The 13,198-nt window shown below is 63.0% G+C and carries 15 protein-coding genes; 8 read left to right on the forward strand and 7 right to left on the reverse strand.

All coding sequences use genetic code 11. The features are described from left to right. The first annotated feature begins 374 nt into the window (after window positions 1-374). A complete protein-coding gene (locus MLB1_RS15965; RefSeq protein ID WP_180750778.1) occupies window positions 375-1,490 on the forward strand; it encodes a ferredoxin reductase in 1,116 nt (371 codons plus the stop codon). A gap of 172 nt (window positions 1,491-1,662) precedes the next feature. Continuing rightward, window positions 1,663-2,757 (forward strand): acyl-CoA desaturase, encoded by a 1,095-nt coding sequence (locus tag MLB1_RS15970; protein WP_255485991.1) that lies wholly within the window; start codon window positions 1,663-1,665, stop codon window positions 2,755-2,757. Between the two features lie 13 nt (window positions 2,758-2,770). Here MLB1_RS15970 and MLB1_RS15975 read toward each other — a convergent pair whose 3' ends face one another. The 3 genes from MLB1_RS15975 to MLB1_RS15985 form a co-directional block, all read right to left on the reverse strand. Next, complete coding sequence (locus MLB1_RS15975; RefSeq protein WP_180750780.1) at window positions 2,771-3,136, reverse strand: MmpS family transport accessory protein; 366 nt, start codon at window positions 3,134-3,136, stop codon at window positions 2,771-2,773. Between the two features lie 82 nt (window positions 3,137-3,218). After that, window positions 3,219-3,674, reverse strand: coding sequence for an MmpS family transport accessory protein (locus tag MLB1_RS15980; RefSeq protein ID WP_180750781.1), 456 nt, complete (start codon window positions 3,672-3,674; stop codon window positions 3,219-3,221). A 76-nt stretch (window positions 3,675-3,750) separates the two neighbouring features. Beyond that, window positions 3,751-4,428, reverse strand: a complete 678-nt coding sequence (locus MLB1_RS15985; protein WP_180750782.1) for a hypothetical protein — start codon at window positions 4,426-4,428, stop codon at window positions 3,751-3,753. Window positions 4,429-4,795: 367 nt separating this feature from the next. On the opposite strand from MLB1_RS15985, the gene MLB1_RS15990 reads away from it, so the two are divergent. The 6 genes from MLB1_RS15990 (at window position 4,796) to MLB1_RS16015 (ending at window position 9,867) form a co-directional block, all read left to right on the forward strand. Beyond that, window positions 4,796-5,284: a CarD family transcriptional regulator gene (locus MLB1_RS15990; RefSeq protein WP_180750783.1), complete on the forward strand. Its 489-nt coding sequence runs from the start codon at window positions 4,796-4,798 to the stop codon at window positions 5,282-5,284. Continuing rightward, window positions 5,274-5,978: a 2-C-methyl-D-erythritol 4-phosphate cytidylyltransferase gene (gene ispD / locus MLB1_RS15995; RefSeq protein WP_180750873.1), complete on the forward strand. Its 705-nt coding sequence runs from the start codon at window positions 5,274-5,276 to the stop codon at window positions 5,976-5,978. The genes MLB1_RS15990 and ispD overlap by 11 nt, the downstream gene beginning before the upstream one ends. Further along, complete coding sequence (ispF, locus tag MLB1_RS16000; protein WP_180750784.1) at window positions 5,975-6,448, forward strand: 2-C-methyl-D-erythritol 2,4-cyclodiphosphate synthase; 474 nt, start codon at window positions 5,975-5,977, stop codon at window positions 6,446-6,448. The genes ispD and ispF overlap by 4 nt, the downstream gene beginning before the upstream one ends. 11 nt (window positions 6,449-6,459) lie before the next feature. Beyond that, the gene (gene cysS, locus MLB1_RS16005; RefSeq protein ID WP_180750785.1) at window positions 6,460-7,869 is read left to right on the forward strand and encodes a cysteine--tRNA ligase; all 1,410 of its coding nucleotides are present in this window, start codon (window positions 6,460-6,462) and stop codon (window positions 7,867-7,869) included. Between the two features lie 2 nt (window positions 7,870-7,871). Next, window positions 7,872-8,819 (forward strand): 23S rRNA (guanosine(2251)-2'-O)-methyltransferase RlmB, encoded by a 948-nt coding sequence (rlmB, locus tag MLB1_RS16010; protein WP_180750786.1) that lies wholly within the window; start codon window positions 7,872-7,874, stop codon window positions 8,817-8,819. A gap of 88 nt (window positions 8,820-8,907) precedes the next feature. Next, window positions 8,908-9,867 carry a glycerophosphodiester phosphodiesterase family protein gene (locus MLB1_RS16015; protein ID WP_180750787.1) on the forward strand — a complete coding sequence of 320 codons (960 nt, stop codon included), beginning with the start codon at window positions 8,908-8,910 and terminating at the stop codon, window positions 9,865-9,867. Here MLB1_RS16015 and MLB1_RS16020 read toward each other — a convergent pair. From MLB1_RS16020 to MLB1_RS16035, 4 genes are read right to left on the reverse strand one after another with little or no spacing between them, the layout of a single operon-like run. Continuing rightward, window positions 9,864-10,622, reverse strand: a complete 759-nt coding sequence (locus MLB1_RS16020; RefSeq protein ID WP_180750788.1) for a 5-oxoprolinase subunit PxpA — start codon at window positions 10,620-10,622, stop codon at window positions 9,864-9,866. The two genes, MLB1_RS16015 and MLB1_RS16020, sit on opposite strands and share 4 nt — an antisense overlap. Window positions 10,623-10,640: 18 nt before the next feature. Continuing rightward, the gene (locus MLB1_RS16025; protein WP_180750789.1) at window positions 10,641-11,471 is read right to left on the reverse strand and encodes a metal ABC transporter permease; all 831 of its coding nucleotides are present in this window, start codon (window positions 11,469-11,471) and stop codon (window positions 10,641-10,643) included. Next, window positions 11,464-12,237: a metal ABC transporter ATP-binding protein gene (locus tag MLB1_RS16030; RefSeq protein ID WP_180750790.1), complete on the reverse strand. Its 774-nt coding sequence runs from the start codon at window positions 12,235-12,237 to the stop codon at window positions 11,464-11,466. Before MLB1_RS16030 ends, MLB1_RS16025 begins: the two co-directional genes overlap by 8 nt. Before the next feature lie 37 nt (window positions 12,238-12,274). Beyond that, window positions 12,275-13,153, reverse strand: a complete 879-nt coding sequence (locus MLB1_RS16035; protein WP_180750791.1) for a metal ABC transporter solute-binding protein, Zn/Mn family — start codon at window positions 13,151-13,153, stop codon at window positions 12,275-12,277. Window positions 13,154-13,198: the final 45 nt, after the last annotated feature.

Consider the following 13,198-nt stretch of genomic DNA (forward strand, 5'->3'; position numbering starts at 1 on the left):
GGGTCTGACAAGACCGGGCCAACACGGCCCAGGTGTGGCTAACGGTTGTATCCGTCGGAATCGGGCTCGGTAGATGTCTGTGCAGTCCCGTCTCGCTCACGCCCCGGGCTTCGTGGCTTGTTGTGTATTCGTGCTGGTTATGTTCCTGCTGTCGCCGCGATTGGTATGCAACTGTGCACTTTTTATGAGAACTCTGAGCGAATTGGTCACCGAGACGCATCGCCTGGAAAGCGCGGTGAAGAACATTCTAAATATATGCCTTGAACTGCCGTTAAATCTCGATGTTGTGTGCGTCACGTCGGAATAACTTGTCGTCGAGTGCGTCCTGTCGTACTGTTATCGGTGTACAACTGTTAACCGAAATGGAGTCAAGCATGTCTCTTAATATTCAGACATTGAGCTCTTCTCGGCTTGCGCGTCGCGTGCTGACCTCTTCATTCGTCAAGGCGGCCACGACTCCTCACGGTGTTGACCGCTACTTTGAAATGATCGACCCGCTGTGGTCCACGACTGAGACCCGCGCCGAGGTGACCGAAGTCGTCCGGAAGACCAAGGACAGCGTCACTCTGACTTTGCGCCCCAATACCAACTGGAAGGGCTTCCGGGCCGGACAGTTCGTCAAGCTCTCGGTTGAGATCGACGGCATCCGCCGCACCCGTTGTTACTCGCCGGCGAACTCGCAGTTCCGCCGTGACGGCCGCATCGAGCTCACCATCAAAGTGGACCCGAATGGACTTGTTTCGCCCTGGCTGCTGGCCAACGCCAAGCCCGGCTTGGTCGTACAGATCTCGGCCGCGCAAGGCGAGTTCTACCTGCCGCTGCCGCATCCGCGAAGCATCCTGCTCATCAGCGGTGGTTCTGGAATCACGCCGGTGATGTCGATGCTGCGCACACTGACCGACAAGGCGTATATCGGAAAGATCACCTTCCTGCACTACGCGTTCACCAAGGACGATGTGATCTACCAGGCTGAAATCGATGAGATCAAGGCCAAGTACGAAGGCGTCAAGATCGTCCGTGCATATACCGAAGCGGCCGACGGTGACCTTGAGGGCTACTTCAGCAAGGAGCACTTGCTCGCCGCTGACCGCCACTACGCAGAGGCCGAGACATATCTGTGCGGTCCGATGCCGCTCATGACCGCGGTCCGTGAGATCTTCGATGCCGAGGGTCTCTCGGACAAGCTTCACATCGAGCAGTTCGCCGCTCCGATTCGCACCGTCAGCAACGACGATGCCGAAGGTGACCTCACCTTCTCCGAGTCGAACACGGCCGTCGCCAACAACGGGCAGACGATCCTCGAGCAGGCTGAGGCCGCGGGCCTGACCCCGGAGTACGGCTGCCGGATCGGCATCTGCTTCACGTGTGTTCGCAAGAAGGACAGCGGAACGACCCAGAACGTTCTCAACGGCGACCTCTGCAGCGACGGTGACACCAACGTCAAGCTTTGTATCAACAAGCCCGTCGGCGACGTCGTCATCGCCCTCTGATCAACGCCGAGCCAGCCTCCACCACAGCCCTGAAGGAGACACGAAAATGACTACTTTCGCACCCGCTATCAAGCAGAAGAACCAGAAGAAGCCGACTATTTACGCACCTGCGGCCAGGCCGAACGACCTTAAGAAGCTGACCTCCGAGCAGATCGAAGAGTTCGGCAAGGAAATGGACGCCCTGCGTGCACGCATTGTCGCCGACCTCGGTGAGAAGGATGCCGAGTACATCCGCGGCATCGTGAACAAGCAGAAGAAGCTCGAGCTCACCGGCCGCGCGCTGCTGTGGGCTGGTTGGTTCCCGCCGGCCTGGCTGGGAGGAGTCGTTGCGCTTTCTCTCTCCAAGATCATCGACAACATGGAGATCGGGCACAACGTCATGCACGGTCAGTACGACTGGATGCAGGACCCGGCCTACACGTCGAAGAACTTCGACTGGGACAGCACGATCCACGCCGACAGCTGGCTATACACGCACAACTACATGCACCACACCTTCACCAACATCGTCGGCAAGGATCACGACGCCGAGGGTTACGGCGTCATGCGCATGACCGAAGAGCAGCCGTGGCACCCGATTTGGCTGCTCAACCCCGTTTTCTGTGCCACCCTGCAGATCTTCTTCCAGTGGGGGACCGCCCTGCAGGAGCTCGAGACCGAGAAGTTCTTCCGCGGCCAGAAGTCGTGGTCCGAGATGCGGTCGGGTCTTGCCCGGTTCCGCGCGAAGGCCGGCAAGCAGGCGCTCAAGGACTACGTCATCTTCCCGTTGCTTTCCGGACCCGGTGCACCCTTCACGTTCGCCGGAAACGTCGTCGCCAACCTGGCTCGCAACTTGTGGGCATCGTCGGTGATCTGGTGCGGTCACTTCCCTGAAGAGGTCCAGACCTTCTCGATCGAAGAGACCGAGGACGAGAGCCACGGCGGCTGGTACTACCGCCAGATCCTCGGTTCGGCCAACTTCACCGGTTGGAAGGGCATCGACATTCTGTCGGGAAACCTGAGCTATCAGATCGAGCACCATCTGTTCCCCGACCTCCCCGCGTACCGCTACGCGGAGATTGCAGTCGAGGTCCGCGCGATATGCGAAAAATACGGCATTGCCTACCACGAGGCTTCGATGGCGAAGCAGCTGGGAAGCGTCTACAAAAAGGTGTTCAAGCTTTCGTTCCCGGACGACTTCTTCAAGAAGTCGCCGATTGCAACGGTTGCAGACATCATCACGTTTCCAGTGCGGATGGTGAGGCGCCGGTTCCAGGCCGCTGTCTGAGCTTTATCTGAACCTAATCAGGGGGCAGCGGAACGATCCGGTCCTGACAGTTCACGGTCTTCTCGCCATCGTTGGACAGGATCGTCTGCCCATCCACCAAAATCCTGCAGTAGATGTGACCCGAACCCCAGATGGCCGTCACCTGTTTGACGGTGTCCTTGTACGGCCAGGCCACCGTCGTCGACCACGGCAACTTGACGGCGTTCACGGCCTGCGGCATTCCGGAGTGGTCGCCGTAGCTGATGGTGCCGGCCTCAGGCGTGTTACCGGCCGCCCACACCAGGTATGTCACCTTCGAGGGCGCGGCCTGTGCGGTGCCGGGCACGATCAGACCAACGACTGCCGTTGCTGCGGTTACCGCCGCCAACGCTCGCTTCACGGTGTCCTCCCGGTTCAGGCTTTGGGCCGGAAGTTATCACGAAGGCGACAGGCAAATGGGCCGAATCGTCACACCGGAGGTGTCAACGGGGGCTACTGCAGGGGTCGCCATCCACCTTGGTGAAGATGCCGACAATGGAACCGGAATTGCCGCGCATGCAGTGCTCGCGGGGTAGGCCGTCGGTGGCGTAGCTGCAGGTGGCTAGCTCCACCCGGTCGTCTTCGTCGACCACTTGCCCGTCGACGAGGATCTGGCAGTAGATGCGTGCGCCGTCACCGTTGTTATATCCGGTGACGTTGATGACGGGGTGTTTGGTGTCATCGGTCCACGTGATGTCCTTTCCCCAGGGCAGCTGCGGATTCATCGCCCCCTGGCGGGCACCGTTGGCTTCGTTGTAGCCGATGGTCGCGACGATGAGGGGCCCGTTCTCTGCCCAGACCCGGTAGGTGACCGTGCGGGGCGCCGCGTGCGCGGCTGGTGCGGTCAACACCGCACTCATCATGACCACCGCCGCGGCGCAGGTGAAGAGCCGTCTCATGGGCGCAAGCTAGCACGAAAAAAGCGAGGGCCCGGGTCGGCTGATCGCCGTCCCGGGCCCTCGCTACACGACTGTGTTAGTGTTCGCCGCCCTCATGGCCGCCACCGTTGCCGGTGTGCTGGCGGGGCGCGCTCGGACCGGCATCGATGGGCACCACGACGGTGACCTCTCCGGCCTTCTCGAAGGTGAAAGTGAACCGGTAGGTCAGGCCGTCGGCCAGATCCTTCGTCAGCTGCAGCTGGGCCTTGCCGTGCTTGACCAATGGATCAGATGAGGCTTGTGGCTTGGGTTCTGGCGCCTTGACCTCCGTGGTGGCCCCGGGCTCCCCGTTGCTTCCTTCTGGGCTGGCGGCTTCCTGTCCCTTGGCCTCGGAGGCGGGCGCCTGGCCCTCGGCGGCCCCGACGAACAGGCGGCCGGTGGCCGGGATGTCGTTGTCCCCGCTGAGTGTCACCTTGCCGAGATCGTCCGGGGAGCTGACGGAGGTGAGCTTGTCGTTGACGTCCGCGGATTCATTCGTGATGACCAGAACCAGATCGGCCTTCTGTCCGGCACGCTGCTTCACCGGGTCCGGGCTACCAACGAGGTGGATATTGCGCAGGGCCAGCTTGCCGAGGTTGGCGCTGCCGCCGTTGATTGCCGACGACTGGTTCGCGGTCTGCGAGATCTGTCCGGCACCGCAGCCGGTGAGGGCAGTGGCGAGAACCGCGGCGCCGACAAGGGTGACAACGCGAACGGTGGACCGAGTGCGAAACACAGGCATCTCCCTGATTCGAAAGCGGCTCCGGATTGTCCGAAATCCACCAGCGGCCGATATGTCCTATAGACAGTAGTAGGTGCCTCGTGTGGACGAAAACAGTGGGGCTTGTGGATGAGCCGCTTAAGCGAAGAGGGTCAAGATCCGGTGTTCCAGTCAGCCGTCAGGGAGCCGATGTGACCTGGATTACCGCTTGTGAGGGCTGTTTATGGGCCGGCGGGCAGGGTCCGCGCAGGCGTCCGGATGCACGAAAACATCACCCTGTCAACCCCGGAGGTTCATCTGCAGTGCCCCTGACCTGCACCGTTGGTGGGCACCTCGAGATACGCCGTGTTAGAATTGGGTATCGAAAGGGGCACGAAACAAGATGATATTTAAGGTCGGCGACACCGTTGTCTATCCACATCATGGTGCAGCGCTCATCGAAGCGATCGAGACCCGAACCATCAAGGGCGAGCAGAAAGAGTATCTCGTTCTCAAGGTTGCCCAGGGTGATCTGACGGTCCGTGTGCCTGCTGACAACGCTGAATACGTCGGTGTTCGTGACGTGGTGGGACGCGAGGGTCTGGACACGGTCTTTCAGGTGCTGCGTGCACCGCATACCGAAGAGCCGACCAACTGGTCCCGTCGATTCAAGGCCAACCAAGAGAAGCTGGCTTCCGGCGACGTGAAGAAGGTCGCCGAGGTCGTGCGTGACCTGTGGCGTCGCGAGCAAGAACGCGGACTGTCTGCCGGTGAGAAGCGCATGCTGGCCAAGGCCCGCCAGATTCTGGTCGGTGAGCTCGCGCTGGCTGAGAACACCAACGGTGACAGGGCCGACATCATGCTCGACGAGGTGCTCGCAGCTGCCTCGTAGGACGGCGGCGATAGTTCCAGCCGCCGGTCTCGGTGTGCGGCTGGGTGCAGACATTCCGAAAGCCTTCGTCACTTTGGCGGGGCGCACTCTGCTTGAGCACTGCGTCGATGGTCTCTGTGCATCGGGGGCCGTGGACCAGGTCATCGTTGTGGTGGGTGCTGATTACGTGGCCCAGGCCAAGACTTTGGTTGGCCGAGTTGCCTCCGTCGTGCCAGGAGGTGTCGAACGGACCGATTCGGTGCGTGCCGGTCTCGCCGCGGTCGATGCGGCCGACTGGATTCTGGTACATGACGCCGCGCGCTCGCTGACCCCTCCAGGCATGATCGCCCGCATTGTCGCGGAGCTGCACGGCGGCCGTTCCGCGGTGATTCCCGCGATTCCCGTCGCGGACACCATCAAAGAGATTGATGCCGACGGAAACGTGAAGGGGACTCCGGACCGGGCCGCCCTACGCGCGGTGCAAACCCCACAGGGCTTCGCTACCGAGATTCTCCGGCGTGCCTATGCCGTCGCGGGCGATGTGGCCACTGACGATGCCGCGCTCGTCGAGCAGCTCGGAGAACCGGTTCACGTGGTGGAAGGAGACCGAATGGCGTTCAAGATCACGACGGCGTTCGACCTGATCATGGCGTCCTCGATCCTCGCCGGGGATGAGCCGCTTGCGCGAAGGGGATCAAGCGGGGAGGTCCGATGACGGATATCCGGGTGGGTATCGGCACCGATGTGCATCCCATCGCCCCTGGAAGACCCTGCTGGCTCCTGGGCTTACTCTTTCCCGACGACGACGGCTGCGAGGGGCATTCGGATGGCGACGTCGCTGCTCATGCGCTGTGCGATGCTCTGCTCTCGGCGGCCGGGCTGGGCGATGTGGGGGCCATATTCGGCACGGGCCAACCGGAATGGTCCGGAGTCAGCGGGGCAAAGATGCTGACCCATGTGCGGGAGCTACTGCACGACAACGGTTTCCAGATCGGCAATGCCGCGGTGCAGGTCATCGGCAACCGGCCGAAGATCGGACCGCGCCGCGTGGAGGCTCAAGCGGCTCTGTCGGGCCTTCTCGGGGCGCCGGTTTCGGTATCGGCCACGACGACCGACGGGCTGGGGCTGACCGGGCGAGGCGAGGGCTTGGCCGCGGTGGCAACGGCACTCGTCTCATCGCGGTAAGCTCGCTGGTCGTGACCGGTCACGCTCCGCTTCGGCTTTACGACACCCGCGCGGGTGGCGTGCGTGACTTCGTGCCCCTGCAGCCCGGGGCCGTCTCCATTTACTTGTGTGGTGCAACTGTGCAGGGTCTGCCCCATATCGGGCACGTGCGCAGCGGTGTGGCCTTCGACGTGCTGCGCCGCTGGCTCACCGCCCGCGCTTATGACGTCCTGTTTGTCCGCAACGTCACCGATATCGACGACAAGATTCTCCATAAGGCAGCCGATGCCGGACGGCCCTGGTGGGAGTGGGCGTCGACGTACGAGCGCGCCTTCGACAACGCGTACGACGCTCTCGGCGTGCTGCCGCCCTCGGTATCTCCGCGCGCGACCGGGCACATCACTCAGATGATCGAGCTGATCGAGCGGCTCATCGACACCGGGCATGCGTACGCCAGCGGCGGCGACGTCTACTTCGATGTGCTGAGCTATCCGGAGTACGGGCAACTGTCCGGACACAAGATCGACGACGTACATCAGGGCGAGGGTGTGGCGACCGGAAAGCGCGATCCGCGCGACTTCACCCTGTGGAAGGGTGCAAAGCCCGGTGAGCCGTCCTGGCCAACCCCGTGGGGACCCGGTCGTCCGGGTTGGCATACCGAATGCGTCGCGATGTGCGAGACGTACCTGGGCCAAGAATTCGATATCCACGCCGGCGGAATGGATCTGGTCTTCCCGCATCACGAGAATGAGATCGCGCAGGGGCGCGCTGCCGGTGACGGATTCGCCCGGTACTGGCTGCACAACGGTTGGGTCACCATGGGTGGCGAGAAGATGAGCAAGTCGCTGGGCAATGTGCTGTCCATTCCGGCTGTGCTGCAACGCGTCCGGGCCGTCGAGCTGCGTTACTACCTCGGTAGCGCGCACTACCGCTCGATGCTCGAATACTCCGAAAATGCGCTCGCCGATGCGGTGAAGGCTTACTGCGGCATCGAGGATTTCCTGCACCGGGTGCGGGTTCGGGTCGGCGAGGTATCGGTGGGTACCTGGACTCCCGCATTCGCGGCCGCCCTGGACGACGACCTGTCGGTGCCGATCGCGCTCGCCGAGGTGCATTCCATGCGCGCCGACGGAAACCGGGCGTTGGATGCCGGAGACCACGAGGGTGCTTTAGCTGCCGCACAAAGCATTCGGGCCATGATGTCGATCCTCGGCTGCGACCCGCTCAATGAGCGCTGGGAGACACGCGATGAGACGTCGGCGGCCTTGAATGCGGTCGATGTGTTGGTCACCGCTGAGCTGGAACGACGTGGAACAGCTCGGGCAGAGAAGGACTGGGCGCTAGCCGACGAAATCAGGGACCGGCTCAAGCGGGCAGGCCTGGAGATAACCGATACCGCCGACGGCCCGCAATGGGCCCTTACCAGTAGCGATGAAGAGTAAAAATGGCAGGCAATTCTCAGCGCCGTGGCGCTGTACGTAAGGCGGGTACCAAGAAGGGACCCACCGTCGGTTCCGGCGGGGTGCGCCGTCGTGGGGTGGAAGCCAAAGGCGCGACACCGCCGGCCGAGCAGCGGACCAAGCATCCTGCCGCCAAACGTGCTGCGGCCCAACGAAAATTCAGCGATGCGAAACAGCGACGGGCTAAACAGGGCGACGAGTCTGAGATGGTCTTGGGCCGCAACCCGGTGCTGGAGTGTCTGCGTACCGGCGTGCCCGCCACTGCGTTGTATGTGGCCGTTGGCGCCGATAACGACGAACGTCTGACCGAGTCGGTGTCCCTTGCCGCCAATGCCGGGATCTCGATTCTGGAGGTTCCGCGCCCTGACTTGGACCGCATGAGCACCAATGGTTTGCATCAGGGGCTCGCGCTGCAGGTTCCGCCCTACCGCTATGCGCATCCCGACGACCTGCTGGCCCGGGCGCGTGCGGAGGCGCAGCCGGCGCTGCTGGTGGCCCTGGATAACATCACGGATCCGCGGAATCTGGGTGCCATTGTGCGTTCCGTGGCCGCCTTCGGCGGGCACGGGGTGGTCATCCCGCAGCGCCGCAGCGCCTCGGTAACGGCGGTCGCCTGGCGTACCAGTGCTGGTGCGGCGGCGCGGCTACCGGTCGCGCGTGCTACGAATCTGACACGCACACTGAAGGATTGGCAGGACAAGGGCCTCACCATCGTCGGACTGGATGCCGGTGGAGATACCGAGCTCGACGATCTCAATGGTGTCGGCGATATCGTCGTCGTTGTCGGATCCGAGGGCAAGGGCCTGTCTCAGCTGGTTCGCAAGACCTGTGACGCCGTGGTGTCGATCCCCATGGCTGGACGCATCGAATCACTGAACGCCTCGGTTGCGGCGGGTGTGGTGCTCGCGGAGATCGCGCGCCAACGGCGCTGACCTCCGCTGAGTGCGCAGTTACGCACGCCCCATCTCGCAATATGTGATCGCAGTTGCGCGCTCGGCGGTGGCGACTAGCCTTGTGCCCATGCTGCGTGCCGCGCTCTTGGCCGTTCTCACGCTGTTCACTCTGACGCCGGTTGCCAACGCAGATCCACAGGTCTTCGATCTGCAGGCCCACCGGGGCGGGCGCGGCGAGACCACCGAGGAGTCGTTGCGCGCCTTCGCTAAATCGCTGGAGCTCGGCGTTGACACCCTGGAACTCGATATCGTCATCTCCAAGGACCGCACGCCGATGGTGTGGCATGACCCGGCGATCGACTCTGCCAAATGTTCCGATACTGCACCCGTGAGACCCGGCGACCCACAATTCCCCTATGTCGGCAAGCTGGTCAAGGATCTGACCTACCAGCAGCTACGCACCCTCGACTGCGGCAAGCTGCTCAAGGATTTTCCGAAGGCCGAAGTGGTCAAGGGCGACAAGATTGCCACGCTGCCAGAGGTTTTCGCCCTCGCCGACAGCTACCGCGCGAACGTACGGTACAACATCGAGACCAAGGTCGAAGCTGCCGAGCCGGAAAGATCGGCCGATCCGCAGGTCTTCGTCGATGTCATCCTCGACGCCATTCGTGCCGCGGACAAGACCGACAAGGTGGAGATACAGAGCTTTGATTGGCGCACATTGCCGATGACCCGTCGGCAAGTGCCCGGTATTCCGCTCGTCGCGTTATGGGACGACACCACCTGGTATCCCGGATCGCCGTGGCTCGGTGGCGTCGAACCCGCCGTCGTGCGGGACCCGATCCTGGGCGCAATCGGTGTGGGGGCGTCCATCCTGTCTCCCGAGTATGTGTTGATAGACAAGGCGTTTGTCGACAGGGCGCACCTACATGGTCTCAAGGTCATTCCGTGGACCGTCGATGATGCCCCCACCATGAGGGCGCAGATCGATCTGGGTGTCGACGGCATCATCACCGACTACCCGACCACTCTGCGGAATGTCATGGCTGAGAAGGGGCTGCCGCTTCCTCCGGCATATCACCGCTAGACGAATGGGGCGAGCGCGATCCCGTTGGCCACCAATGCCGTGCGCACCGCCACCGCCATGTCGACGGCACCGGGTGAATCGCCGTGTAGGCATATCGATTCGGCGTGCACCGGCACCGAGACACCGGATACTCCCGCCACGCTCCCGGTACGCACCATTGCGAGCACGCGGTTCGCCACCGTGGTGGGATCGTTGAGTACCGCGCCCGGCTCGCCGCGAGGTACCAGGGTGCCGTCGTCACGATAACCCCGGTCGGCGAAGGCCTCGGGTATTACACGCAGCCCCAATTCGCTTGCACGGTAGCCGAATACGCCGTGCGGGAGGGTCAGTACGGGGAGCTGGGCGTTGACATCCCGCACCGCCCGTGCCACCGCATCCGCCTGCACCTCGTGGTGGATGATCGTGTTGTACAGCGCACCATGCGGTTTCACATAGGACACCGAAGAATCGACAGTGCGGGCGAGTGCATCCAGTGCGCCGATCTGATACACCACATCGGCGTACAGGTCGTCGGCGGCGATATCGATGAACCGGCGACCGAATCCCGCGAGATCGCGATAGCCCACCTGTGCGCCGATGCGGATACCGCGTTGTGCGGCAGCACGGCAGGTGCGATGCAGTGTGGCGGGGTCGCCCGCATGGAACCCGCAGGCGAGGTTGGCGCTCGTCACCACGTCGAGCATGGCCTCATCATCGCCCAGGCGCCAGGCACCGAAGCCTTCACCCAGGTCGGCATTCAGGTCGATGCGGCTCATCGTGCGAGCCTAACTCGCTCAGGCGTTCCGATAGCGCCCGATGACGCGGCAGATCAGATAGATCGATACGGCGATCATGGTGACGAATACCGATATCGGTACTCCCGGCGCCAAGGACAGTACGATTCCGCCGATGGCGGCGACCTCGGCGAAGACGATCGACAACATGATGGCACGAGCCGGGGATGAGGTAACGCGTGCGGCCGCCGCCGCGGGAGTGATGAGCAGCGACATCACCAGCAGCGCGCCGACGATCTGCACACCCTGTGCCGCGGTGAGGCCGACGAGCGCGGCGAACACAATCCCCAAGGTACGCACCGGGACTCCACGAGCCTCGGCGACGTCGGGATCGACGGTGGCGAACAGCATTGGCCGGTAGGTGACGGCGAGTACCGCGCCCACCACGATGCTCACCACAACCAGCATCAGCAATCCGCTGTATCCGACGCCGACGATCTGCCCGGTCAACAGCGCGAAGCTGGTGCCGGTGCGTCCCGGATATAGATGGATGAACAGCACTGCCAGTCCGAGCCCGAACGCCATGACCACGCCGATTGCCGAATCGCGATCCTTAGTGCGCTGTCCCAGGACGCCGAAAAGTATTGCCGCGACCACGCTTCCGAGCAGTGCGCCGGTCCCGACATTGGCGCCGGCCAGGAGAGCGGCCGCGGCGCCCGTCAGCGATAGCTCACTGGAGCCGTGTACCGCGAAGGACATCTGCCGCATGACCACGAACGGGCCGACAAGCCCCGCCAGTAGGCCCAATAGTGCGGCCGCGAGGATCGCCTGCTGTACGAAATCTCGCCCGAGGAGGTCGGCGGTGAGGGCGAAGTCGAAGAAGTTATTCATGCGCGTGCTCCGCACATTCGTTGGTCTCGCCCACCACGACGTATTGACCGCGCACCTTCACCACGTCGATCTGGGTGCGATACAGCTCGGATAACGTCTCGGTCGTCATCACCTCGTCGACGGCGCCGATTCGGAAGCGTCCGTCCACTAGGTACAGGATCCGGTCCACATACGGCAGGATCGGATTGATCTCGTGTGTCACGAACAGCACTGCCGTCTCCGCGCTGCGCCGACGTTTGTCTAAGAGTGTGCAAATCTGTTGTGCGCTTGCTGGATCCAAGTTCAGCAGCGGCTCATCGCAGAGCAGGAGCGCGGGATCGCCGGCCAATGCCTGCGCGATGCGCACCCGTTGTAGCTCGCCGCCGGACAGCGATGCGACCGCCTTGGTTGCCAAATGGCTCGCATCGACCTGGTTCAGCGCGACGTCGATTGCCGCGCGATGGCGGGCTCGGTGGGCGGGGTTAAATGCCGCCAAACCCCAACGGTGCCCGTCGATCCCGAGGCCCACCAGATCTGCTGCGCGCAGTATCAACGCGTTGTCGGCGAGCCGGTGTTGGGGGACGTATCCGAGGTTATCGGTGACAGTGAGGCTGCCCTGGGTCAGGGGTACCTGGCCCAGCAGCAGTCGAAGCAGCGAGGTCTTTCCGGAACCGTTGGGGCCCAGGACCGCGATGAACTCGCCCGGTTCAACGGTGAGGTCGAGGTCCTCCCAGAGGATGCGTCCACCGCGGCTCAGCGATGCGTTGCGCAGTGAGGCAACGGTCATGCGAGCCTTTCTGCTTGATGGTCTTCGCGCAAGCGGCTCATCCTACGGCCGCAGCCAACTGCTCGGCGGTGCGTTGCTGCCAGGTGATGTAATCGGTTCCGGTAGGCAAGGTTTCGGTCACCGTCACCACGGGAATTCCATGCGATTCGGCGGCCTGTTTCACCCGGTTGGACACGGGTCCAGCCGTCTGTGAGTTGTAGAGCAGAGCGGCCACCTTCTTGGTGGTGATCAGATCCATGGCGGCAGCAATATCGGCAGGTGCGGGATCTGTGCCGTTTTCGGCGGCTTCGGCGTACCCGTGTGGGGTGAGGTCGACCAACCCGGAACCGGTCACCAGGTAGTGGGCCACCGGCTCGGTGGCGAGGATCGCGGTTCCCTTGTGCTTGGTGGCGATGCTCTGCTCGACGGCCTTCACCGAATCAAGTTGCTTGTGAAAGGTTTTCACGTTGGCATGGTAGGCATCGCCGTGCTCCGGATCAACCTTTGCCAACTCGTCGGCCAGCTGGTCGGCTACTGCGGAGACGACGTCGAGCTGATAGAAGACGTGCTCGTTCGGCTCGGGGAGGTCGGCGGGGAGCAGCGAGTAGGCATTGACCCGCGGTTTGTCGTCCTTGAGCAGCTTGTCCACGTACGGGTCGTAGTCGCCGCCGTTGTAGACCACCACGGTGGCATCCTGGACCTTCGTCGCAGCCGCCGGGCTCACTTCGAAGGAATGCGGGTCGGTGTCGGCACCGCTGACCAATGCGCTCACCGTGGCGTGGTCGCCGACGACGGCCTTGGCCACCGAGGCCCACACATCGGTGGAGGCCACCACGGTGGGCTCACCGGTCCGCTCGGAGGAGTGGCCGCAGCCGGCCAAAACGAGCGTTCCGATGGTTACGACCGTCAAAGCTAACCCAGTGACACGAGCGAGCACAGGAGACCTCCAGCCATCCAGTAATGAAAACGATTTTCATTATGA

This window comes from Mycobacteroides sp. LB1 (assembly GCF_013449725.1).
Classification (GTDB): Bacteria; Actinomycetota; Actinomycetes; order Mycobacteriales; family Mycobacteriaceae; genus Mycobacterium.